The organism is Nitrincola sp. A-D6 (assembly GCF_000764495.1).
Taxonomy (GTDB): Bacteria; Pseudomonadota; Gammaproteobacteria; order Pseudomonadales; family Balneatricaceae; genus Nitrincola.
Genome location: NZ_JRLB01000088.1, coordinates 14033 through 36511 on the forward strand (window position 1 = coordinate 14033; position 22479 = coordinate 36511).

The window sequence follows — 22479 nt, forward strand, 5'->3', positions numbered from 1 at the left end:
GATGACTTTACAACCTAATGACGCGGTAATCGTGGATGCCATACGTACCCCGATGGGCCGTTCCAAAGGTGGCTCCTTCCGTAATGTACGTGCTGAAGCGCTGTCCGCTGCGGTGATGCAGGGTATTCTTAAACGCAATCCGGCGCTGAACCCCGCTGATATTGATGACATTATCTGGGGCTGCGTGAACCAGACTCTGGAGCAGGGCTTTAATATTGGTCGTAACGCCGCGGTGATTGCTGGTCTGCCGCATACTATAGCGGCACAAACCGTCAATCGCTTGTGCGGCTCTTCGATGTCGGCGATGCATACCGCTGCCGCGTCGATCCTGTCAGGACAGGGTGATATTTACCTGGTCGGCGGTGTGGAACACATGGGGCATGTCGATATGGCTCATGGTGTGGATATCAATCCGCAGGCATCCAAATACGCGGCCAAGGCGGCCATGCTGATGGGTGTAACCGCAGAAATGCTGGGCAAAATGAACGGTATCACCCGTGAAATGCAGGATGAAATGGGGGCGCGCTCACACCGTCTGGCCTATGAAGCCCGCTTGCAGGGCCGTTTTGATAACGAGATCTTGCCTGTTGAAGGGCATGATGAAAAGGGCTTTAAATCCCTGCTGACCTATGATGAGGTCATCCGTCCGGAAACAACAGTGGAAACCTTGGGGCAGCTCAAGCCAGTCTTTGTACCGAAAGTGGGTACAGTCACGGCAGGGACTTCATCGGCCTATTCAGACGGTGCATCTGCTATGTTGATCATGTCAGCGGCAAAAGCCCAGGAATTAGGTCTGAAGCCACGAGCGCGTATTGTCAGCATGGGTGTGGCTGGCTGTGATCCGTCTATTATGGGCTTTGGTCCGGTACCTGCCACCCAGAAAGCGCTGAAAAAAGCAGGCTTGAAAATCGAAGATATCGATTATGTCGAGCTGAATGAAGCCTTTGCTGCGCAAGGTTTGTCGGTACTGAAAAACCTGAAGCTACTGGACAAGATGGAGGACAAGGTGAACCTGAATGGTGGTGCGATTGCTCTGGGTCACCCGCTGGGCTGCTCAGGTACCCGTATCAGCACTACTTTGCTAAACATACTGGAAGACAAGGGCGGCAGACTCGGTCTGGCAACCATGTGTATCGGTATGGGGCAGGGTATTTCAACCATTATCGAACGCCTGGATTAAACCTGTCACCTTGTAGGAGCCCGCTCTGCGGGCGAAAAGCATCGCTCACAGAGTGAGCTCCTACAATGACTCTTCCCACCTATGTAGGAGCCCGCTCTGCGGGCGAAAGAAATCGCTCGGAGACCGAGCTCCTACAGCCCATCTATCAATAATCCGCATCTTCCGACCAGAGCGCTTTATGGAAGCGTACTACCTGGTTACGGCCACCCTCTTTGGCTGCATAGAGTGACACATCCGCAAACTTGAGTACCTGCCAGAAAGCCTGGGCATCATTAGGAAAGTCGGCCAGACCTGCCGAGATGGTTTTGCTAAGGCTGGTGCCGCCCACTTTGAATTTATGGCTTTCCACGGCAGTTCGGATTTTTTCAGCGACAGGCAGTGCCTGTTCAGCATTGGTCTCAAGCAGCACGATCAGGAACTCCTCTCCACCATAGCGTATGACCAGATCAGACTCTCTGACATTGGCCTGCAGAATGACGGCCAGTTCCCGCAATACCTGATCACCGGCATCATGACCATAGGTGTCATTGACCGGTTTGAAGTAGTCCAGATCCATCATCAGCAGGGTCATGGGGACAGCGCGGCGTTTGCACTGGCTGATCAGCGTTTCGGCATACTCTTCCAGGAAGCGGCGGTTGTGCAGCCCGGTCATGGCATCTTTCAGACTGGATTCACGCAGGCTGGCCATAAGGCGCTTTGCCTGAAGAACCGGTGCCGCTTCCCGCAGGTAAGCCTCTAGCAAAGGCCGCTGATTACGCACCTTGTGCGCATCTTCGGAGCCGAATACCAGCTGTACCACGCTACCAACGCTACCACTTTCAATAACGGGCAGGCAGATATAACGCTTGTCTGCAACGGCGGCATCACTGCTGAAGGAACGACAGAGTTGCACATTTTCAGAGCCATCAATCAGATGGCCGGTACGTACTGCGCGGCAGCCGACACAGTGATCATGAATAGCCGCATCACACCAGTGAATCGGTGCTTCGGGCACACTGTCGATCATCACCGGATGAATCATTTTTTTATTCTGATCCACTTCATAAATCGAGAAGGTATGGATGTTGAATTCCTGCTCCAGCACTTCGCTGATACGCAGGAATACTTCACCATCGGTTTCGTCTTCTTCGATGGCCTGCTTGAAGCGTGAAACACGCACCAGGCCGGAAACGGTATCGGCCGTTTCTGATAGCAGGTTGCCACCTTTAGAGTCTGGCTGTGACTGCACAAGCTGAACTACATTTTCACGAATTAGGCTGAGTTTGTTGGTAATTCCTTCCGACAGGGCATTAAATTGTGTGGCGATTTTGCCGATTTCGTCATTGGTACGGCTCTCGATACGGTGGCTGAAGTCGCCGTCAATGGCGCTGTCTACTGCTGTTTCAATTTCGTTTGCTGTGGTCACCAGAGGTTGTAGCATGCGCCGCAGAAAAAGGATGGATATAACCGCAAACAGGGCCACGGCCATTACCAGAAAAGCGACAGTCATGATTGCGGCTGATTTCATATGCTCAATCGAAGCGGTTAGTGTTACCGCACCCAGAACTGTGTTTTCTTGCACGTTATGGCAGAGCAAACAGTTTACGTCACCATCAGAGGTGGCTATATAGGGGATAGTGGCTCGAAATTCGGGCTGAAAATGCCACCAATGAGGGTAAAAACCGGCTGGCCACTGCTGAGTACGCTGATATCGGTAGCATCAGTGGCCAACTCTCCCAGATGACCATCGCCATACTGTTGTTTAACCTGTGGACCACGTATGACACGAGCTTCATCCAGTCCGTTTACATCAGCAATGCGGTGCAGTAATGAGTCACGCTTGTCGATAGTCCCGTTCAGCATCGCTTCAGTAAGCGCAACCCGGATTACCTCGGCGGCCGTTCGTGTATGCTCTGTAGCGGCACGAATGGAAAAGTCCCGGAAAGAGGCCAGGCTTGCAATAGTGATTACCAGAGTCAGTAGCAGCATGACACTGGAAAGAGCAAAGATGATTTTGGTCTGAAGCTTATGCATGTGGAAGTAGCCAGCATCTTAGGTTAAAAATAAGTAATCTGGAAAAAGCTGACACAAATATTTTCCACATTACCCGCTTATTCCCTGACTATGAACCAAGTTGTCAGGATATATCAATAGTAAATATAGGTATTTGTTTTGAAACTACTACTAAAGTTGATTTTTATCAGCAATTTAGTCATTACATGTATTTTGAATGTCATGTTTTTTGCAGTTTTATTTCTCCCTGTGCAGGCCTTGGCAGAAGTCTGTCCACCTACAGCGCCGACAACAAGTCATCGGGTAGCACGAGTGATTGATGCCGATACAGTTGAACTCAGTCAGGGTGAGCGTGTTCGGTTGTTGGGTATTGATGCACCGGAATTGGGCTACTCGGGCCAGACGGATGAGCCTTTTGCGCGAGAGGGCAAGCAGGCGCTGGAGGCTATATTGAGACGCTCTGACTACCGTATACGACTGATGCCTGGTCAGGAATCACGCGACCGTTATGGCCGACAGCTGGCTTATCTGTTTTTGCCTGACCAAACCAATATCCAGAGACTGTTGATACAAGACGGATGGGTTATGCAGGTTTTCGTCGCCCCCAATCTGGAGTTTGCAGACTGCCTTAGACCGGTAGAAGTGGTAGCAAAGACACAGCGAAAAGGTATCTGGAGCTTGGCTGAGTACCAGTCAGGAATAGCGTCTGTAGCTGTCCCTGATTCTACTCGGGGTGCGACCCTAGTGCATGGCAGGGTGGTCAGGGTGGGGCAAGGCAAAGAGAATCTTTGGCTTAACCTGCAAGGTGGGGTGGCAATACAGGTGCCGCGTCGCTATCTGGAGAACTTTTCTCCGCGCCTGGATGAGCTGACCGGTCAGGTTGTTCGTGCGCGTGGTTGGTTGGTTCGTGAAGACAGTCGCTATCACCAATGGCGTATGCGTATTGACGATGGTCGGGCATTGGATCTACTCAATTGATAAGAAAAAGGCCCTGATTAGGGCCTTTAACAACAACTGCTAAATGCTGCTTTTAAACATTATGCTTTGCGGTTACGCAGATAGCAGATCGGATGGAATACCAGCCAGGCATAGATGCCCAGGCCGATTGAGGCGCCAATCAGATTCATCCAGTCAACCCAGGTATTGATATAGCTGATGGTTGATTGCGTATGGATAGGCAAGAAATACAGTGAGGCGATGGCAATAATCGGGGGTAATACTTTCGAGCCAATACCACCTGTGGCACTAAAATGGTAACCCTTCATGCGCGCAATGATCTGCGGAACCAGAAACATTACAAGCATCAGTGCGATCAGCCACAGCCAAGGCAGGGCGGAGTACCACAAAACAGTTAAAATGCCGGTCAGTGTCATGTTGTTCTCCTTAAATTTTGCCTTCAAGCATGGCGTAGTAAGCTGGGCGCAGCATGCGCTCTTTCATTACCCAAACAGTCCAGGACTCTTCTTTGGGGTCAATGAATGAGAAAGACGGCAGCAGTTCACTGTCCCAGCCAAACTCAACCAGCATGGCTTTACCAATGCTGGTGATCAGTGGGCAGGATGTATAGCCGTTATGGCGTGCAGGTAAGGGCTGATCCTGTATATAGGCCAGGAAGTTTTGTTCCAGCACATTCGCATGCATCTTCACGCTGGCCGCTGTTTTGTTGCTGGGCATACCCATGACATCGCCTATACCCCAGACATTAGGGTAGTTGGGGTTCTGCAGGGTTTCGCGATCCACTTCCATCCAGTCACGAAACGGCGAATCATCAGCAAATTTCAATGGGCTGTTGAGTAGTGAGTCAGGTGCCGTCATAGGGGGAACAACATGGATAAACTCATAATCTTTGGTTTGGTCTTCAGCATCACGCACGGAGTAAGTCGCTTTCTTGGCATCGGCATCGATACCGGTCAGCGTCCAGAAATCATTGCGTGTCACGCCCTGTTCAGTAAAGCGCTGTTTAACAAAATCATTGTAAAAAGGCACACTAAACAATCCACCGGATGGTGTCATAAACTCAACGTTAAAGTTATCACGCTTACCTGAGTCTTCCAGACGCGACAGGGTGGTAAAGGTCATTTTCAGCGGTGCACCGGCACATTTTAGGGCAGTAGGTGGCAGGTTAAATAACCCGGTTCCACTTCCCTTGGCAATCCATTTGCTGATTTCTTCCCGGGTGGCATCTGCCTCCTCAACGCCTGCATATACGCTACCGATACCTTTGCCCTGACCTATCAAACCGGTATCCATGCCCTCAATGCGCTCGTAGCGCAATTGCAGGCCACAAGCAACGATCAAGTAATCATAGCTGATGGTTTCACCATTGCTGACACTCACCTGATTGCTGTCTGGATTATACTCAGTCACCATGCCGCGCACCCAGTTAACACTGGAGGGTAGCCACTCTCCGGTTTTTGTCAGGGCTTTGCTTTTATTCCATACACCCGAAGCAACCAGTGTCCATCCTGGCTGGTAATGATGCTCTTCGCGTGAATCTATAATAGTAATGCGTGCGCCCTGCAGACTTCTTGCAAGACGGTTCGCAATCGAAATACCACCAGCGCCCGCGCCACTGATAACGATATGGGCGTTGCTTTGAACTGAGTTAGCACTGGCATTACCAGCGACACTCAGGGCGGGGCCTGCAATAGCAGCACCAAGACCCAGTTTTAACAGGTCGCGGCGGCGTTCATTAGCCGTAGAGGGTTTATTTTGGGACATACTGAGCTCCGGATTAATTCTTGTAGTCATCGGTGTAGGCGCGTGTAGCTGGTCAGCCATTTTCTGATCAATATGAATTATAGTTAATGATCAGCTAAAGTAAATATAACTAATGTATAATGTGCTTATTCTTAATATGAATAAGTGGATTGGTAGCTATTCAAACCGGTGTTTTCACTCATTACTGGTCATGGCTTGAAAACTATCGTTATACTAGGGGTACCATCAGGCTGGCGGCGAACTGGACTCAAGCACGCGTGAACCCAAGAAGAATTACCTACTCAGACAAGCATGTTCTACTGATAGAAAGTAGTGGCAATATGCGCGCTACGATCGTGCAGATGTTGCGGCAGTTGGGTGTCGTCAACATTAAGCCAGTGACTGTTAGTGAAAGAGTGCTGGAGTTGATACAGCAAGAAAACTTCGACATTATTTTGCTCGGACATAATGCCAGCGATAAAATCACCGGTATTCAATTGCTGGAAGAAGCCCGCTATCGCAATTTCATGCGTCCAACCAGTGGTTGGATTTTCATGACCAGTGACTCGTCTCAACAGGTTATTTTGCATGCCATCGATAGTAATCCTGATTACTTGCTGACGAAGCCTTTTACGGTAGAAGAGCTTAAAAACCGTATAGATGCATTAATCGTGCGCAAGCAAGTATTACTGCATGTCGATCAAGCTGTTGAGCAAGGCGATCTGGAGGCCGCTGTACAAGCTTGTGATGCTATTTCTGTGATCGATCCCAGTTACGATTTTACCCAGCGCTATAAAGGCCGCTTATTGTTGTCTTTGAATAAAGCATCTGAAGCCTTGGCCATATTGCAGGAGCGTTTTTGGCAGACGGCTGATAAAGATACCGGGTTGCTGATAGCGCAAGCTTTGCTGGCATTGAAGCAACCAGAAGAGGCAATTCAGCAGTTGCAGGAGTTAATTGAGAGTCATCCTTTGTTGGTTCCCGCGCTGGACTTGTTGGCACAAGCCTACGAGATGCATGGCGATATGGAGTTGGCCAGAGATGCTCTGCAAGAAGCCAGTCGCAAGTCTCCATTAGGTATCCCCCGGCAGATGGAGCTCGGTCGTATTGCCACTCAGACAAAAGCACTGGGTTTGGCTGAAGGCGCCTATAAGCGCTCTATCGTGCTGGGACGCTCCAGCTGTTATCGCTCTCCTGAACCGTATTTGCGCTTAGCTAATATACGTAGGCTGGAGATGCAGGATGCCAGTGAAGAGCGCCGCATTGAGCTGCATAATGACCTGGATGCTATTTTGAACCATGCCGAGTTTTCGTTTCCCAAAGATGAGCAGTTGAGAGTTAAAATGCTGCTGGTTAAGTCGCAGGTCTATGCCGATTTGGGTAAGCAGGTTAAGTCAGATGGCCTCAGACGAGAAGCCGAAAAGCGCAATGCGCAATTATCAGCCCTATCGATATACAGCGCGAAGCACTGGTATTGTCTGGCGACTCGGTACCGGTGCTGGAGGACACAGCTGTCCAGACACAAACGAAAACGCGCTTGCCTTATGATGAAACACTTAGTGATAAAATGAACAGGATGGCGATACGTCACTATATGGCGGGTAAATATGGTCAGGCGATGCGTTGCCTGAATATGGCGATTGAATATAATCCCCATAGTGGCGCCGCCATGCTGAACCTGGCACAACTGTATCTTGAAGTGGCACGAGATCAGTCTGATCGGCGTGATGAGCGCCTGACTATGGTAAAGCGGTTTATCAAACTGAGCCTTCGTGCTCAACTCAGTGAAATGGCAAAAATTCGTCAGCATGAACTGTTTTCTTATCTTAAACTGCCCTTGGATGAAATTCCCAAAGGTTCATTGGGAGTGTTATTGCGTTAAGGTCCAAACCCTTCCACAATGCAGATGTTACTGAAAGGATAAAAAAAACTATGCCAGTTCGTAATATCAGCAAATTTCGTGCAGAAAAAGTGACGCTCGCCTATTTCTTGTTTGCAATGCTGTGGATTTTGACCTCAGACTATCTGCTGGGTTTGTTGGTATCTGATGCGTCACTGATGGTCTCTCTTAGCACCTATAAAGGCATTCTTTTCGTTGCCACTACATCAATTCTGCTCTATCTGGTACTGCGAATCTGGGTGCGTGGCTCAGTCGATGAAGCGCAAGGTGCGCAAGACTCTAAAGGCTTGGTATTTGTATTCAGTGGCATGGCTTTGCTGGTGCCATTAGTCGCCTTGAGTCTGTTTCGCATTGCGGCACCTCAGGCCCTGGATACGGCCGCTGTGAATGTGCAGATGATCGCAGAAATGAAGTCAGAACAGGTTGATGAATGGTTATCTGAACGAGCGGCAGAAGCCGGCAAAGTTGGTGATAACAGAGCGTTGGCTGGTTGGGTAGAGGCCTGGTTGTTGGAAGAAGACGCCACAGCGGCCGGACACCTGTCAGACTATTTGCAAAACATGCACTGGTATCAACAATTCGATGGCATTTCTCTGCAAGCCGTACACAGCGATTCAGCACTTTATAGCGGTGAGTTACTATCTGCCCCGTCGAATATAGATGCCTATAAGCAGCAGGCCATCCAAACAGCTGAACCAGTCTTTACCGGGCTGATCGAGTCAGACTATGGCTTCAGTATTTCATGGGTTGTACCGGTACTTCAGTCGGGTGAGTCAGAAAGGGTACTCGCTGTGCTGGTTATGAGCTTAGATGCTGAGTCGCACTTGTTTCCCAAACTGGCTAACTGGCCGATAGAGAGCCATACGGCTGAATTGTTTTTGATACAGACATTGTCAGATGAACGTATACAGCTGTTAAGTCCAGTGCGCCATACCGAGATTCCCTTACTATCGGTGGTTGATGATTTTACCCGGGTGCCTGTAACCCAGAGGGGTACAGAAACATCTACTTATCATGAAGACCGGGTCATTGCGGCATATAGTCCCGTGCTTTATGGCTGGACACTGGTCGCACAGCAGCATCGACACGAAGTTTTGTCTCCTGTTTACATGCTGGCAGCCTGGCTGGGCCTGCTGTCACTAGCCACTATGATCAGCGTTGCCTTTGCGTTGCGCCTGGTCTGGCAGCAAAATCGTCGACTGCAGCAGGCCGCTTATAAAATGCAGGCAGCAGAGAAGGATAAGCTGTTACTGAAATTCTTTGAGTTGCCCTTTGTGGGTATGGCCATTACGGATCCGGAAACAGGGCGTTGGATGCGTTTTAACCCCGAACTTTGTCGTCTGCTGGGCTATAACGAGCAGGAGTTAAAGGAGTTGACTTGGCAAGCGGTCACTCATCCGGATGACATTGCGGCGGATCAACAGGCGTTTGCGCGAATGCAGTCTGGCATCATTGATAGCTATACGTTAGAGAAACAGTTCATACGCAAATCCGGGGTAGCCTTCACTGCACTGATGAATGTGTGCTCTGTCAGGGCGGAAGATGGGCAGTTGCAACATTCTATTGCCACTATTCAGGATATTTCTGAGCAGAAACGTTATGAAGCCGATATTCTGCATCAGCGTGACCTCTACAACACGCTGTCAGAAACAAATCAGGCTATTATCCGCTGTACCCACCTGTCTGAACTGTTTGCCGAAGTCTGCCGGATTGCAGTCGTATACGGCAAAATGAACTATGCCTGGATCGGAGAAATCAGTCCTGACGGTGGTCGTTTACTGCAAGCGTTTGGTCAGCAACCAACGCATCTGGAAGGCGTTTTGACGCGTGATTTTCAGCCCCTGCCTGAGAGTGGGCCTTTGCGTCAGGTGTTCGAAACAGTGCGCCCCGTTATTCTGAATAATACAGATGACCAGACCGCGTTTGCCTGCTTTCCGGTAGAGGTGGATGGTAAAGTGATTGCGTACCTCAGTCTGTATGCTGACGATGCGGGATTTTTTAGTCGGGATATTATGGAAACCCTGTCTGAAATGGCTGGTGATATAGGCTATGCCGTTCGTTTTATTGAGCAGGAAGACGCACTGAAGGCCGCGGTACAGGTGGTGGAAGCCAGCCCGGTTGTATTGTTTCGCTGGGAAAATAAACCTGGATGGCCGGTTACCTATGTGTCTCAGAATGTGAGTCGATGGGGTTATACGGCCAGTCAGTTTCTGCAAGGCCGTGTTGATTTCAAGGAGATAGTGCACCCGGATGATCGTCTGTGGCTTGAAGATGAAGTGACCCGCTATATTTCTCAGCGACGTGAAGAATATGTGCAGGAGTACCGTATTTTTACGGCAGATGACCAGGTGTTATGGGTTGAAGACCATACGACCGTCATCTATGCGCCGGACTCTGCGGTACTGGTGATAGAAGGAGTAGTTACGGATATTACCTCACGTAAAACCATTCAGCAGCGTATTGAGTTTCTGGCGCGTCATGACTCACTCACCGGCTTGCCTAATCGTGTCGATGTGTTGGCCAGTATAGAAACTAGCGGTAATGAACATACGGCGCTATTAATGTTGGATTTGGATCGTTTCAAGGACGTCAATGACAGTTTTGGCCACAGCACTGGCGATCAGTTGTTGTGTCAGGTCGCGGAGTTGTTGCGTAAGGTTTCACCCAGAGATGCTTTGTTGGCACGCTTTGGTGGTGATGAATTTGGCTTGCTGATTGATCGTGACCGTGCAGCATTGCGGGATTTGGCAGAAACGTTGATTGAAGCTTTGCGTACCTCGATTCAGTTGCCACAGGGTATGGAAATACGCATTGGCGCCTGTGTGGGTATTGCTTGCCTGGTAGACGCTGATAACAATGCTGAAGAGCTGATGCGACAGGCTGATGCCGCACTATACAAAGCCAAAGAAGCCGGGCGCGAACAACTGCGCTTCTACTCCAATGAATTGACGCAAGCGGCCATGGCCCGTCTGGATATTGAAGCACGCCTGCGAAGTGCTATGAGCGAAGGTCAATTGGAGGTTTATTACCAGCCGCAGATTGATATTGAGTCTGGTCAGCTGATGGGAGCCGAGGCATTACTGCGATGGAAGGATCCGCAGCAGGGTTATGTTTCGCCGATGGTGTTTATTCCGGTAGCCGAGCAAAGTGGTTTGATTCATCCTATTGGTGAGTGGGTGATGGAAGAGGTTTGCAAGGCCGGAAAAGATTGGCTGGACAAAGGTTATCCGCCGCTGACGCTGGCTGTAAACCTGTCGTCTTATCAGCTTCGCCATGGCGATGTGGTGCATATGATCAAAATGTTGCTGGATAAGTATGACTTTCCTGCCAGTGGGCTAGAGGTTGAACTCACTGAAAGTGCGCTGATGCGCCGTGAAGATGAAGCAGAACAGGTATTTGATGCCTTGAAATCCATGGGGGTTTCGTTGGCAATCGATGATTTTGGTACGGGTTACTCGTCACTGGCCTATTTGAAAACCTTTCCTTTGGATGTCCTTAAGATAGACAAAAGCTTTATTGATGATCTGGAAATCAACGCGGGTGACAGGGAAATAGCCGCTGCTGTTATTGTTATGGGTCATACACTGGGTCTGAAAATACTTGCTGAAGGGGTCGAGAATGTAGCCCAGTTGGCATTGCTGCGTGATCTGGGATGTGATTATTATCAAGGGTATCTAAAAAGCCCCGCCGTTTCAGCGTTGGAGTTTGAGACTTTGTTCCTGGCGCACTGATAGGACTTATCGGGGGCTTTTCATGCTGAGTCTAGCTGACGGCAAGACTGGCAAGATGGTTGTCCCAGTGTACTGAAAAATCGGTGGATTGTTTGATAAGCTGCCGTTGCCGGGTTTGTGCATTCAACCGGTATAGACGCCCCAGTCCATTGCTGACCAGAAACTCAGCCGGTTGCTGGGTTTTTGCCAGTCCGCAGCCATCCTGTACCCTGAGTGCAGTTATAAATGTACCGGCTTGCATATCCCAAAGGGTAATCAGATTACCCTTGGGTGCCGAGACGGCCGCATAGTGTCCTGATGCATCAAAGCAGGCACTGCCGCCATATTGCTGTAACTGGCTGTGCACATCATCTGGAAGTGCCAGCGGTTGTATCGCTTGTCCAGGTCGATGGCTGGCAATTAATGGCACCCGGTCCGCCGGATGGCCTTCGTATTGCATCGCCATAATTACCTGGCCTGAGGCAGACAGGTCAATATGTCGAATACCGGACTGATGAAATTCGCCGGCTAAGCGCACCTGCTCCAGGCATTCACCAGAGTGCATGTCGACATAGGCGAGTGAGGGATCCATGCTGTCAATATTCAGGTTGACCCGTCCATCAGTCTGAATACCACCATTGGCAATAATCAGGGTGTGTTGATCTGTGCCGATACGTAGCTCATGTGGACCTATGCCATAGGTGGATAGACGTGCAGCGATGTTGAAGTTCTGATGAATGTCACGCACCACTATCTCACCAAACTCCCTGTGCATGGATTGCTCGGTGGTCAGTAACCATTGGCCATCTGCGCTAATCTGCGCATGACCGCAAAGTTGTGAGTCAGCATCACACTGGATGCGCTTGATGAGTGTTTTTTGCTGGTAGTCTATAACGTCCAGAAATTGGCCTGGACGCCGGGCAACAGCAAAAAGCCAGGGAAGTTCAGGGTGTGTGGTTATCTGGTGCGCTCGCTCTGGCAAGGGGTGACGCATCAGTTCACCCGCCTGCAAATTGAAGAGATGCAGATAGTATTGACCATCCTGGCCCTGGCTGGCTGAGGCATATAATGGCTCAGTGGTTGCGAACGCCTGACCTGAAAAGCTGGCCAGCATGACCGGTGTAGCGGTCAGCCAGCCCAAAAAATGCCGTCGTTTAATCGCCATCTCGACTATTAAACCCCAGTTGAATGTTGAGTAGATACATGGCTGTATTCAGGTCTGTTTGTAGCTGTTTCAATCCATCAGCTACATCCAGTAACTGCTGATATTGCATTTCAGACAGGTTGTTTTGCTCAACCTCATCAATGCTGTTCAGTTGTTCTTTGACAGCGATAAACTGTTGCTCCAGTGTCTCAGCAAGTGCCGGTTCATCGCTCTTTAGCAGAAGCGCTTTGACACTGATGGGTGCAGTGCCGCTGTAGAGCGTATGCAGTGCAGCCAGATTGGTGCGTAAATTCGTGATGGACTGATCGCTGCGCCAGGATTCACTGCGCTGCCAACGAGCACGATCATAGTGGTTGCCCAGTGGCGCCAATATTTTATTGTCACGTAGAGCCTCTGGGGATTCAGCCAGTGATTTCATCAACAGGGTGGCGGCATCGGCATGCAGATCGAAATAGTTATTCTCGCCTGCAGTGAGCATGCGCTCGCGCATGCTGGGCCATTCTGAATGAATATCAACTGCTGTTTGCTGAATATAAGCGGCAATACCCTGCGCCAGACGGCATTCCACACTCATGTCTGACAGGCTGTTGGGCACTGTGTCATTGAACAAGAGCCGCTCAAGTGCTGGAAAACCCTTGACGCTAATGGGCATGCGGCTGAAAAACTCAGCGTCAAACTCGACTGACGAATCAGCCAGTGCATCCCTTAGGTGTGAAGCGCCGCTGTTGCGCTTGTCGGGCCAGTACTGCAGGGAAAAATTACGCATCAACAGTGTTACCGGACCAAAGTTGATGTGTTTGATGCTTTGCCAGTCCTGCATGGCTTGGCGGTAACTGGCTTGCGTGACCTGTAATTGCTGAGCATCTGGCTGCAGACAAAGCTGTTCAGTGTCTGCAGCGAGTTGGGCGCTACTCTGTGCAAGCTGTTGGTAACCGGGAATGACCTGCTGATCAATAATCGCGCTATTGAGTTGCTGCCAATCCTGCTCAGTCGGAGCGGCTGCCATTGCCAGGTTGGCGGTGACTAGGCAACTGATCGCCAGTACCAGTGGTGCTGGCGCTTGAGTTGTTTGATAGCGGCTAGATTCATGGGTGTGCTCTTCAGTTTGGCTATTAAATGATATGGCTACAGGGATTCCAGAAAGGCGATCAACGCGTCTCGCTGAGGCTTGTCCAGCTGTGTAAAGCGATCCCGAGCAGCTTGTGCTTCACCGCCGTGCCAGAGAATGGCTTCAGTCAGGCTGCGGGCCCGGCCATCATGTAAAAAATGCGTATGGCCACTGGTTGCCTGTGTCAGGCCAATACCCCATAAAGGTGCTGTACGCCATTCGCGGCCGTTGGCATTAAACTCAGGTCGCTGGTCTGCTAATCCTTCCCCCATATCATGCAACAACAGATCGGTGTAAGGCCAGATTTTTTGGTTGGCTAACCTTCGGGAGCCGCGGCGGAGGTGACATAGGAGGGGCGGTGACAGGCACTGCATCCCAGTGCATAAAACTCAGCGCGACCCTCAGTCACAAGCGGATCCTGTATATTTGAGCGTGCGGGAACGGCGAGGTGTTGAATATAGAGTTCGAGTGCCGAGACTACCGCATCTGATGCTTCAACATTGTCCAAGTGAGGGCTGTTGCCATCAGGGGCTTGTCTGCAGAGTGTTTGCTGCGGGCTACAGCCGCCATATCCTTGTGGATACATGCGGGTGGAGATGCCTATATCCTCATGAAAGGCGGAATTGTTTTGCTGTTTAATTGTAGGATGTCCGGCCTTCCAGCCAAATCGGCCGAGTGCCGTCCTTTGAGCGTCAATATCCCACACGCGGTTGGCTTTTCCTGATATACCATCACTGTTCAGGTCATCAGCATCTTCCCAGACCAGAATATCCTCGTCGCTGATCGCTTCCAGTAAGCCCAGTCCGATCATCTGCGGCGCGATGCGTGGCGAAAGCTGGGTATCCGGATGCAGCGGGCCATAGTTTAAATCCGTGATGCTGTAGTTGGGTTGACGTAGTGTCAGGGTTTCACCATCCGCAAAGCGGAAAGGGATTTCGTCGTAGCTCAGGGTAAAGCGACCTTCAGCTGGAATACCCTGAATGGAAAAATCCTGCAGTTGAGTTCCATAGGTCGGTTCTGGAATAACCCCGGATTGTCCTGAATCCAACGCGTGCCTATCCTGGTTATTTTGTGCCGGAATACTCAGGCGCAATAGCATCGACACCGCATTATAGTCAGCTTGACTGGTATCGGGTGTATGTCCACGACCATTATTGGTATGGCAGCGCAGGCAGGAACGTGAATTGAACAGGGGACCCAGGCCATCACTGGCCTGGGTAGAGGCCGGAGATGAGACCCAGATTTTCTTGAACAGGCTTCTGCCCAGCGTAAACATCATCTGTTTATCATCAGACAACAGGGCAGAAGGGTGAGAAAAGGCTTTGTTGTTACGGGCTACCTGCACCGTGGCTTCGCTAGCGGGTAGCAACTCGGAGGGCTGATAGTCAGGCGTGTTACCGACTGCCATACCCGAGTGGCTGGCAGCCAGTAGCAGACTGAATCCCAATGTATTCAATCTTTGTTGAGACATGCGTGATAATCAGCCGTTAATAACCAGGTCAGGGTTGTCCAGGCTGTCAGAACCTTCCAGTTCGATAGCTTCCAGCTCAAGCGCGCTGATCGCTTTCTCAATAGAACGGGTCTGGGTTGTCAGCTTGTCTACCAGTTGCTGTACCAATGCATTGCCTTCAGTATTACCGGCACCAATCAATACATCGAACGTGTTGCCTTGGGCGGCTGCATCAACAATCGCCTGGGCGGCGGCTTGCGTTTCGGTGAGTTCAGATGAAAGCTGCAACTCCACTTCAGGCGCGCTGGCTTTCAGCATGTCAGCCAGGGAAGCACCTTGAACAACTGAGCCATCGACACGGGTATATTGCCCCTGGAAAACGTTGTTGATTCCCATGACATCGTAGAAGTGAGAGTTGTGGGTGTTGTCTGAAAAACAATCATGCTCTTCTTCCGGGTCATGCAGCATCAGGCCAAGTTTTGTACGTTCGCCAGCCAGTTCACCGTAGGACAAGCTACCCATCCCGGTCAGAATCGTTGCCAGAGCACCTTTTTCGCCTTTCTCAACCAGTTCAACGCGGGCTTCGCCACCTTCTTTCCAGTTGTCAGCCATCTCTTCCAGATCGGTAATCAGCAGATCAGTTGCCACTGACAAGTACTGACGACGGCGATCACAGTTGCCACCGGTGCAGTTGTCCAGGCTGAAGTCAGTAGCTGGTCGTTCACCCGCACCTGGCTCAGTGCCATACAGATCCTGACCCCAGAGTAAAAACTCGATCGCGTGGTAACCTGTTGCTACATTCGCTTCAATTGCGTCGATTTCATGCAGCGTCTCTGAAAGTAGTTCAGCCGTAATCTCTGTCGCATCAATGGTGTCATTGCCCAGTTGAATGGAGGTATTGGCAATCACGTTAGCGGTGTAGAGCGCATTCTCATCAGACATATCGCCATAGCTGCCGCCGTCGACATAATCGATCAGGCCTTCATCAAGAGGCCAGGCGTTTACACGACCTTCCCAGTCATCCACGATGGCGTTGCCGAAACGAAACACTTCAGTCTGTTGATAGGGTACACGGGAGGCGATCCAGGCTTCACGAGCTTCCTGCAGAGTCTCTTCGCTGGGGTTGGCGAGCAGGCTGTCTATTTTACTTTTGAGTGTTTGTGCTGTGGTGACAGAATCGCTGTAACCCGCTTCTGCTATGTCAGCATAGGTTTTCAGAACAGCAGCAGGGTCAGCTGCCATCACCGGGTGGCTGGCTCCAGCTATAGCGAGTCCGACATAGAGCATGGTGAGTGTACGTTTCATAACTATCTCCCTGGTTGGATGTTCAAAATATCCTATATGATAATCATTACTGTTACAATTAACTATGTTGTTAAGTTTTGTGGATATATGACCTATGTCATGTTTTGTTACTTAATGCGGGTATATAGTGATTTGCAAATGGGTACTTTCAGGGTACTGCTGGAATCGGTGGGGGACAGATGAAAAAAACGCGAGTTGTGAGTCTTTCTGGAATAGCGTTATTACTGACAGCCAGTCATCTGTTTATGCTGTCGGCAATAGCAAATGAATCGGTGGTGGCAGGGGGCTTATCCAAAAAAGAACAGTTGGGACAGTCGCTGTTTTTTGATCCTGGCTTGTCGTTGAATCGCAGTCAGTCCTGTGCAACCTGCCATGCCCCGGACAAGGGGTTTTCAGATCACCGTGGGGAGGGTGTCGCTGCGGCCGTTTCCCTGGGTGATGATGGCAAGTCCCTGGGCGACAGGAATGCGCCCGCGATTGGCTACGCGGCTTTTATACCGCCTTTTCATCGTACCCCGGAGGGTGTCTTTGTGGGAGGGCAATTCTGGGATGGTCGCGCGTCTACATTAACTGATCAGGCCGAAGGGCCGCCACTGAACCCTATTGAAATGGCTCTGCCAGACAAGCAGACCCTGGTGTCACGCTTAGAGCAAAATCCTGGTTATCAACAGCTTTTTGCTGAAGTTTACGGAAATGATATTTTTAATAATGCTGATGTGGCTTACACGGCTGCTGCTGATGCGATTGCCAGCTTTGAGCAGACAGCGTTGTTCGCACCTTTTGATTCAAAATATGACCGCTATCTACGCGGTGAATATAGTCTGACGCCAGAAGAGGACCTGGGGATGACCTTGTTCTTCTCCCAGCAGTTTACCAATTGCAATCTGTGTCATCAGTTGCAGGCCTTGCCAGGTAGTGAGCAGGAAACCTTCAGTAATTATGAGTTTCATAATATTGGTGTTCCCGAGAACACGGCATTACGTGCCTTAAATTCAGTCACTCAGCTGGATGAAGGTCTGTTTGCGCATCCGGAGGTGACTGATTCGCTGCAACGGGGTAAATTCAAAACACCAACGCTACGCAATGTGGCGGTAACAGCGCCCTATATGCACAATGGTGTCTTTAACGATCTGCGCACGGTGATATTGTTTTACAACAAATACAACAGCCGTAAAGCATCCATGCAGATGAATCCGGAAACCGGTGAGCCTTGGAAAGAGCCTGAAATAGCGGAAAATCTGTCTCTGGAGGAGTTGGAAACCGGACCGGCACTGGATGATCAGCGCGTGGATGCTCTGGTGGCGTTTTTGAAAACACTGACAGATCAGCGCTATGAGCATTTATTGGCCTCCCCGCAGGGACTCGAACCCCGATCTGACCCTTAGGAGGGGTCCGTTCTATCCGGTTGAACTACAGGGAGAAGGCGCGGGTATTGTACTGAGTATTGGCTTGCCTGACCAGTATGTAGCGGCTCAGGCTTTGCCAATACTGCGTTGTGCAGCGTAATTGCCTTTGCCACCAGCGGGATCATAAAGCACATTGGAGCTTTGCTGTCCCTGTAGCAGGGCTAGTAACTGGTCAACATTTTGCTTGCTGCGGGTTAAAATCTGTTCATTACGTTTGCTGGCTTCACGTACGTCGCTGAGCTGCTGTTTGAGTTGTTGCCAGTCAGATAAAACAGCATCGCGTAGTGATGCTGGTAGTTCATCGGAAAAGCTTTCAAAGCCGGTTTCGGAAGGCGAATACCCAGCTAAGGTCAGGGTCTGGTTGCGCTCGCGAATGTTGGTCTCAATCTTGAGTAGTAAATCATGCTTATTGCGTGTGGTTTGCTTTAGTCCTTCAAGATCGCGTTGCTCAAGCACACTGTGCTCCTGCACTAGCACCTCCTGTAGAGAACTAAAAAGCAAACAACCCTGACGAGTCAGGGTTGCGAATTGTGCATGAAGATCTAATGACATAGGTTTGATCAACTAAAGAGTTTTTCGAACTGTAATAGTTTATCGGCAATACGCTCATTGCTGATGTTGTAACTGCCGTCTGCGATGGCTGCTTTGATTTCAGCAACTTTTCCGGCATCAAAATCTGAACTGTCATCAGCCTGCAGTTTGGCAGATTGCAAAGCCTGGGCTGCATCGCTAAGACGAACAGTATCCCCTTTGGCAGCGGGCGTTGTGTTGCCGGCATTGCCTTTGTCTTCGGGCTTGGCAGACGCTTGCTCTGTCTGTTTGCCGCGGGCGGCTGTCGTCTGGTTTGAGGACAGGCCGTTCAGTTCAATAGCCATCCTGAATCACCTCGTAATCTGGTTATGCTGTAGTTATCGGTCTGCCGTAGAATATCTTTAGTGTTTTTTAAGTTTTTTTTGCAGCTGCACAGCATAAGCTCATTTAGTATAGCAAAAGCAGGCGGTTAATGTACCTGGACGACGCCAGGTGCTGTGATGACGCCGTGTACCTCAATGCCTGTGCGCTCATTTGTGACGCGAATCTGCTGATTTATCATGCCGTCTTCCATGGCGATACCTGAGGTTCTTATAACCAGAGAGCCGCGCCGGGATTCCAGTACCACCTTGTCGCCTCGGGATACGGCTACAGCTTGTTCAATCATGCGTGACGTGATGACCTCGTTGCGACCCATGGGGCGTCTGACCTGCTTACCGACTACGTCCTGTTCGCGAGTGAAATAATCGCCATTCATACGTATCACATCCTGCTCGACTATACGTATGTCAGAAGGTGCTATGCGACTGTTGCGGGCCAGGGGGCGGCTTGTCACTATCACATCGATAAGCTGGCTGACCTGTGCAGTCACAAACAGGCTCCAGAAAACGGGTGTGTGGCAGGTTACTTTTGCTGTGACACGTTGCCCACTGCTAAATGGCAAGCTAATCTCAAGAGGTGCTTGGCAACGAGACAATTCCAGTGTGGGATTTACAGGATTAATTGTGGCTTCAATCCGGCTTTCTGGTAATCGTGTGTTAAACTCATTGATGAGGGTGTCATGAACCTGTTGTTCGATATCTTCAGGCAGCATTCTGGCGTTAACGGTCGTTGCCGCCAAAAAAATAGCCAAAAACAATGCAACTAGTGTTAAATTAACAGTATTCACGCGTATCCTGTTCCATCGGGAAAGATGCAACTCTGTTTAAGTCGGCTTGAGGTTTATTGAATCATGTCAGGTATATTGGATAGTGTAAACCTTCGGACACAGATGGTCGGTCAGAACCGTCTTGAGCTTCTGTTGTTCGGTCTTGAAACCTCGCAGCGTTATGGTATTAACGTGTTCAAAGTGCGTGAGGTTTTGCAGTGCCCAGAGCTCACCGAAGTACCTCGAAAAACGTCTGTTATCAAAGGCATGGCGCATATTCGTGGTGAAACAATACCCGTGCTGGATTTGTCGGAAGCGATTGGTCGGCCACCGGTTCCGGCAGAGGAAGAGCGCAGCTGCTTTCTCATCGTTGCTGAGTATAACAAGCGCACCCTGGCATTTCTGGTCAGAAAGGTGGATCGAATCCTGAATACCAACTGGGATCAGATTATGGCGCCACCCGCCGAAATTGGCTCAGATAACTATCTGACCGCTGTGTTTGAGTTCGAAGGCAAGCTTATCGAAATTATCGACGTCGAGCAGATTTTGGCTGATATCTATCCGGCATCAACGAATATTAGTGGTGATATTGCTACGCAGGAAGTTAAAACTAAAGCGGAAGAATATCGCATCATGATCTGTGATGACTCACAGGTTGCCCGCAATCAGATGATTCGTAGTCTCGAAGAGTTGGGACTTAAAGTAACAGTGGCCAATAATGGTCGGCAGGCCTGGCAGGTATTGAAAGACCTGGCTGATCGCGATGTGGATGTCCCTGACTACTTTTTGATGCTGATCTCTGATATTGAAATGCCGGAAATGGATGGTTATACCCTGACGTCCATGATACGCAGTGATACGCGTATGGATAAACTGCATGTGATTCTACATACGTCGCTTAGTGGTGGCTTCAATGTCTCTATGGTGAAAAAGGTTGGAGCAGATGGTTTCCTGGCCAAATTTAACCCGGATGACCTGGCTTCAGTGGTCGTTAAGCGTATCAACGCTGTCAATAAATACTGACACCTGATAGGTAGAATTGAGTGAAAAGCGGATTTAGCATTACCACTGAAGAGTTCAGGGGGTTCAGTCAGTTTCTGGAAAAAAGCTGTGGCATTTTGCTGGCAGAACACAAGCAATATCTGGTGCAAAGTCGCCTCAGCCGAATCATGCAAAAAGAAGGCTATAGCAGCCTTTCTGAACTGATTCGTCGCCTCAATCAACCGGGTAACTCAACCATTAAAGAGCAGGTCATTGATGCGATGACTACCAATGAAACTCTGTGGTTTCGTGATATTCATCCCTATGAAATATTAAAAAACAAACTCTTGCCCGAGTTAAGTGAAGGAAGTGGCTTTAAAAAGTTGCGCATCTGGTCGGCGGCCTGCTCAACCGGCCAGGAGCCTTACTCCATCAGCATGGTGATTGATGAGTTTCGTCAGACCAAAGCCAATGCTTTCTCTGGTGGCCAGGAAATTGTCGCCACCGATATAGCCTCTACGGTACTGGATCAGGCACGCAAAGGTGAATATGAGATGTTGGCATTGGGGCGTGGGTTATCACAGGAGCGTTTGACGCGCTTTTTTACCAAGTCATCCGAAGGTAGCTGGCAGATCAAGAACGAAATACGTAATCGTGTAAGGTTTCAGAGTCTTAATCTGCTGGGGCAGTACTCAGTTCTGGGGCAGTTTGACATTGTATTTTGTCGCAACGTACTGATCTATTTCTCATCCGATGTAAAGAACGAAATTTTGCGTAAAATCCACAAGCAACTCAAGCCTGGCGGTTACCTTATTTTGGGTGCCTCCGAATCCTTATCGGGCTTGCCGGATCTCTATAAAATGATTCATTGCCGCCCCGGTATTATCTATCAGGCGATCTGATTTGCCGCTTGGGTGGCAGCCCCTTGCCGCTTTTCATTTGTTAGCCACATTCTGATCTTTTCAAAGCCCGCTATAGCGGGCTTTTGTATTTATGGCACATGTTTTGCTTTATGTAAGGACAAAGTGGTTTCTTTAAGTTAGGTGGCAAACATGGCAATAAGTTTTGATTCAGCGCTGGGAATACATGCCGATGCCTTAACGCTGCGTGCGCGGCGTGCTGAGGTGATCGCAAATAATATTGCCAATGCCGATACCCCTAACTTTAAAGCCAGAGATATAGATTTTCGTGCGGTGTTAAGTGGCGCGATGGATGGGCAGCAATCGCCATTGAAAATGGCGGTCACTCAGAATGGACATAAACAGCAGTTGGCTGATCCTGATTTTGCGGCTGATCTGATGTTCCGCAACCCACTGCAACCCGCTGTCGATGGCAATACGGTTGAAGTGCAGGAAGAGATGGCACGTTATACCGATAATGCCCTGCGTTATCAGGCTAGTTTCGAATTTTTGAACAGCAAGTTTTCCGGTCTACGTAAAGCGGTTAAGGGTGAATAAGTATGTCACTGTCTAATGTATTCAGTATTTCCGGCTCGGCTATGAGTGCCCAGACTATTCGTCTGAATACCACTGCCAGTAATATGGCCAATGCGCAGAGTGTCAGCTCCAGTGAAGGTGAAACCTACCGAGCCAGGCATCCGGTATTCTCACTTAAAGCAGCTGAAGCGAGTCAGTTGCACGCATCTGATTCCGGGCTGGTTCCAGGGCAGGGCGTGCAGGTGTTGGGTATTGTAGAGAGCCAGGCTCAGCCACGCATGACCTATGAGCCTGACCATCCACTGTCAGATGAACAAGGTTATGTGTATTACCCGAATGTGAATGTGGTGGAAGAGATGGCAGATATGATCTCGGCATCGCGTTCTTTCCAGATTAATGCCGATGTAATGAATACGGCCAAGCAGATGCTACAGCAAACCCTGAGACTGGGTCAGCAATAAGCAGAAT

The 22479-nt window shown here is 49.8% G+C and carries 22 protein-coding genes, 1 tRNA gene and 1 pseudogene; 10 read left to right on the top strand and 14 right to left on the bottom strand.

The window, feature by feature from the left end; genetic code table 11:
* Position 1 precedes the first annotated feature (1 nt).
* On the top strand, positions 2 to 1180 hold the full coding sequence (fadA, locus tag LH51_RS13905; RefSeq protein WP_036523131.1) for an acetyl-CoA C-acyltransferase FadA: 1179 nt from the start codon (positions 2 to 4) through the stop codon (positions 1178 to 1180).
* Between the two features lie 145 nt (positions 1181 to 1325).
* Here fadA and LH51_RS13910 read toward each other — a convergent pair whose 3' ends face one another.
* A complete protein-coding gene (locus LH51_RS13910) occupies positions 1326 to 2741 on the bottom strand; it encodes a diguanylate cyclase (protein ID WP_052063796.1) in 1416 nt (471 codons plus the stop codon).
* A gap of 41 nt (positions 2742 to 2782) precedes the next feature.
* A complete protein-coding gene (locus LH51_RS19425; RefSeq protein ID WP_052063797.1) occupies positions 2783 to 3193 on the bottom strand; it encodes a hypothetical protein in 411 nt (136 codons plus the stop codon).
* A gap of 237 nt (positions 3194 to 3430) precedes the next feature.
* Here LH51_RS19425 and LH51_RS13915 point away from each other — a divergent pair, with 237 nt between their 5' ends.
* The gene (locus tag LH51_RS13915) at positions 3431 to 4150 is read left to right on the top strand and encodes a thermonuclease family protein (protein ID WP_160173738.1); all 720 of its coding nucleotides are present in this window, start codon (positions 3431 to 3433) and stop codon (positions 4148 to 4150) included.
* 59 nt (positions 4151 to 4209) lie between these two features.
* Here LH51_RS13915 and LH51_RS13920 read toward each other — a convergent pair whose 3' ends face one another.
* A complete protein-coding gene (locus LH51_RS13920; protein ID WP_036523133.1) occupies positions 4210 to 4545 on the bottom strand; it encodes a hypothetical protein in 336 nt (111 codons plus the stop codon).
* A gap of 10 nt (positions 4546 to 4555) precedes the next feature.
* The gene (locus tag LH51_RS13925; protein ID WP_036523135.1) at positions 4556 to 5893 is read right to left on the bottom strand and encodes an NAD(P)/FAD-dependent oxidoreductase; all 1338 of its coding nucleotides are present in this window, start codon (positions 5891 to 5893) and stop codon (positions 4556 to 4558) included.
* A 257-nt stretch (positions 5894 to 6150) separates the two neighbouring features.
* Here LH51_RS13925 and LH51_RS13930 point away from each other — a divergent pair, with 257 nt between their 5' ends.
* The 3 genes from LH51_RS13930 to LH51_RS19430 are packed head-to-tail and all read left to right on the top strand — an operon-like array spanning position 6151 to position 11503.
* On the top strand, positions 6151 to 7443 hold the full coding sequence (locus tag LH51_RS13930; protein ID WP_235263754.1) for a response regulator: 1293 nt from the start codon (positions 6151 to 6153) through the stop codon (positions 7441 to 7443).
* Positions 7440 to 7754: a tetratricopeptide repeat protein gene (locus tag LH51_RS22920; protein ID WP_235263755.1), complete on the top strand. Its 315-nt coding sequence runs from the start codon at positions 7440 to 7442 to the stop codon at positions 7752 to 7754. The genes LH51_RS13930 and LH51_RS22920 overlap by 4 nt, the downstream gene beginning before the upstream one ends.
* A gap of 50 nt (positions 7755 to 7804) precedes the next feature.
* Positions 7805 to 11503 (top strand): sensor domain-containing protein, encoded by a 3699-nt coding sequence (locus tag LH51_RS19430; RefSeq protein ID WP_052063799.1) that lies wholly within the window; start codon positions 7805 to 7807, stop codon positions 11501 to 11503.
* 31 nt (positions 11504 to 11534) lie between these two features.
* Here the strand turns inward: LH51_RS19430 and LH51_RS13940 are convergent, their stop codons facing one another.
* The 5 genes from LH51_RS13940 to LH51_RS13955 form a co-directional block, all read right to left on the bottom strand.
* Complete coding sequence (locus LH51_RS13940) at positions 11535 to 12647, bottom strand: DUF1513 domain-containing protein (RefSeq protein WP_036523138.1); 1113 nt, start codon at positions 12645 to 12647, stop codon at positions 11535 to 11537.
* Positions 12637 to 13653 carry an imelysin family protein gene (locus LH51_RS13945; RefSeq protein WP_052063800.1) on the bottom strand — a complete coding sequence of 339 codons (1017 nt, stop codon included), beginning with the start codon at positions 13651 to 13653 and terminating at the stop codon, positions 12637 to 12639. The genes LH51_RS13940 and LH51_RS13945 overlap by 11 nt, the downstream gene beginning before the upstream one ends.
* 119 nt (positions 13654 to 13772) lie before the next feature.
* Entirely contained in the window at positions 13773 to 14027 is a 255-nt protein-coding gene (locus tag LH51_RS24410; protein WP_442934844.1) for a di-heme oxidoredictase family protein, read from the bottom strand.
* Between the two features lie 44 nt (positions 14028 to 14071).
* Entirely contained in the window at positions 14072 to 15226 is a 1155-nt protein-coding gene (locus LH51_RS13950; RefSeq protein WP_327125202.1) for a di-heme oxidoreductase family protein, read from the bottom strand.
* A gap of 9 nt (positions 15227 to 15235) precedes the next feature.
* The gene (locus tag LH51_RS13955; RefSeq protein ID WP_036523143.1) at positions 15236 to 16510 is read right to left on the bottom strand and encodes an imelysin family protein; all 1275 of its coding nucleotides are present in this window, start codon (positions 16508 to 16510) and stop codon (positions 15236 to 15238) included.
* Positions 16511 to 16755: 245 nt separating this feature from the next.
* Here LH51_RS13955 and LH51_RS22925 point away from each other — a divergent pair.
* Positions 16756 to 17268 (top strand): annotated as a pseudogene (locus LH51_RS22925) (cytochrome-c peroxidase); the annotation flags it as partial.
* Positions 17269 to 17313: 45 nt separating this feature from the next.
* Here the strand turns inward: LH51_RS22925 and LH51_RS22930 are convergent.
* From LH51_RS22930 to flgA, 5 genes are all read right to left on the bottom strand, one after another.
* Complete coding sequence (locus LH51_RS22930; protein WP_235263756.1) at positions 17314 to 17460, bottom strand: hypothetical protein; 147 nt, start codon at positions 17458 to 17460, stop codon at positions 17314 to 17316.
* Between the two features lie 394 nt (positions 17461 to 17854).
* Positions 17855 to 17930 (bottom strand) — tRNA-Arg (locus LH51_RS13960).
* A 52-nt stretch (positions 17931 to 17982) separates the two neighbouring features.
* Entirely contained in the window at positions 17983 to 18468 is a 486-nt protein-coding gene (flgN, locus tag LH51_RS13965) for a flagellar protein FlgN (protein ID WP_081960829.1), read from the bottom strand.
* 8 nt (positions 18469 to 18476) lie between these two features.
* Positions 18477 to 18791: a flagellar biosynthesis anti-sigma factor FlgM gene (gene flgM, locus LH51_RS13970; RefSeq protein ID WP_052063801.1), complete on the bottom strand. Its 315-nt coding sequence runs from the start codon at positions 18789 to 18791 to the stop codon at positions 18477 to 18479.
* Positions 18792 to 18916: 125 nt separating this feature from the next.
* A complete protein-coding gene (gene flgA, locus LH51_RS13975; RefSeq protein ID WP_052063802.1) occupies positions 18917 to 19615 on the bottom strand; it encodes a flagellar basal body P-ring formation chaperone FlgA in 699 nt (232 codons plus the stop codon).
* Between the two features lie 63 nt (positions 19616 to 19678).
* Here flgA and LH51_RS13980 point away from each other — a divergent pair, with 63 nt between their 5' ends.
* The 4 genes from LH51_RS13980 to flgC all read left to right on the top strand — a co-directional run bounded on the left by LH51_RS13980 (position 19679) and on the right by flgC (position 22472).
* Positions 19679 to 20617: a chemotaxis protein CheV gene (locus LH51_RS13980; protein WP_036523148.1), complete on the top strand. Its 939-nt coding sequence runs from the start codon at positions 19679 to 19681 to the stop codon at positions 20615 to 20617.
* A gap of 20 nt (positions 20618 to 20637) precedes the next feature.
* Entirely contained in the window at positions 20638 to 21477 is an 840-nt protein-coding gene (locus tag LH51_RS13985; RefSeq protein ID WP_081960831.1) for a CheR family methyltransferase, read from the top strand.
* 150 nt (positions 21478 to 21627) lie between these two features.
* Positions 21628 to 22032 (top strand): flagellar basal body rod protein FlgB, encoded by a 405-nt coding sequence (flgB, locus tag LH51_RS13990; RefSeq protein WP_036523151.1) that lies wholly within the window; start codon positions 21628 to 21630, stop codon positions 22030 to 22032.
* A gap of 2 nt (positions 22033 to 22034) precedes the next feature.
* Positions 22035 to 22472: a flagellar basal body rod protein FlgC gene (flgC, locus tag LH51_RS13995; RefSeq protein ID WP_036523155.1), complete on the top strand. Its 438-nt coding sequence runs from the start codon at positions 22035 to 22037 to the stop codon at positions 22470 to 22472.
* Positions 22473 to 22479 lie beyond the last annotated feature (7 nt).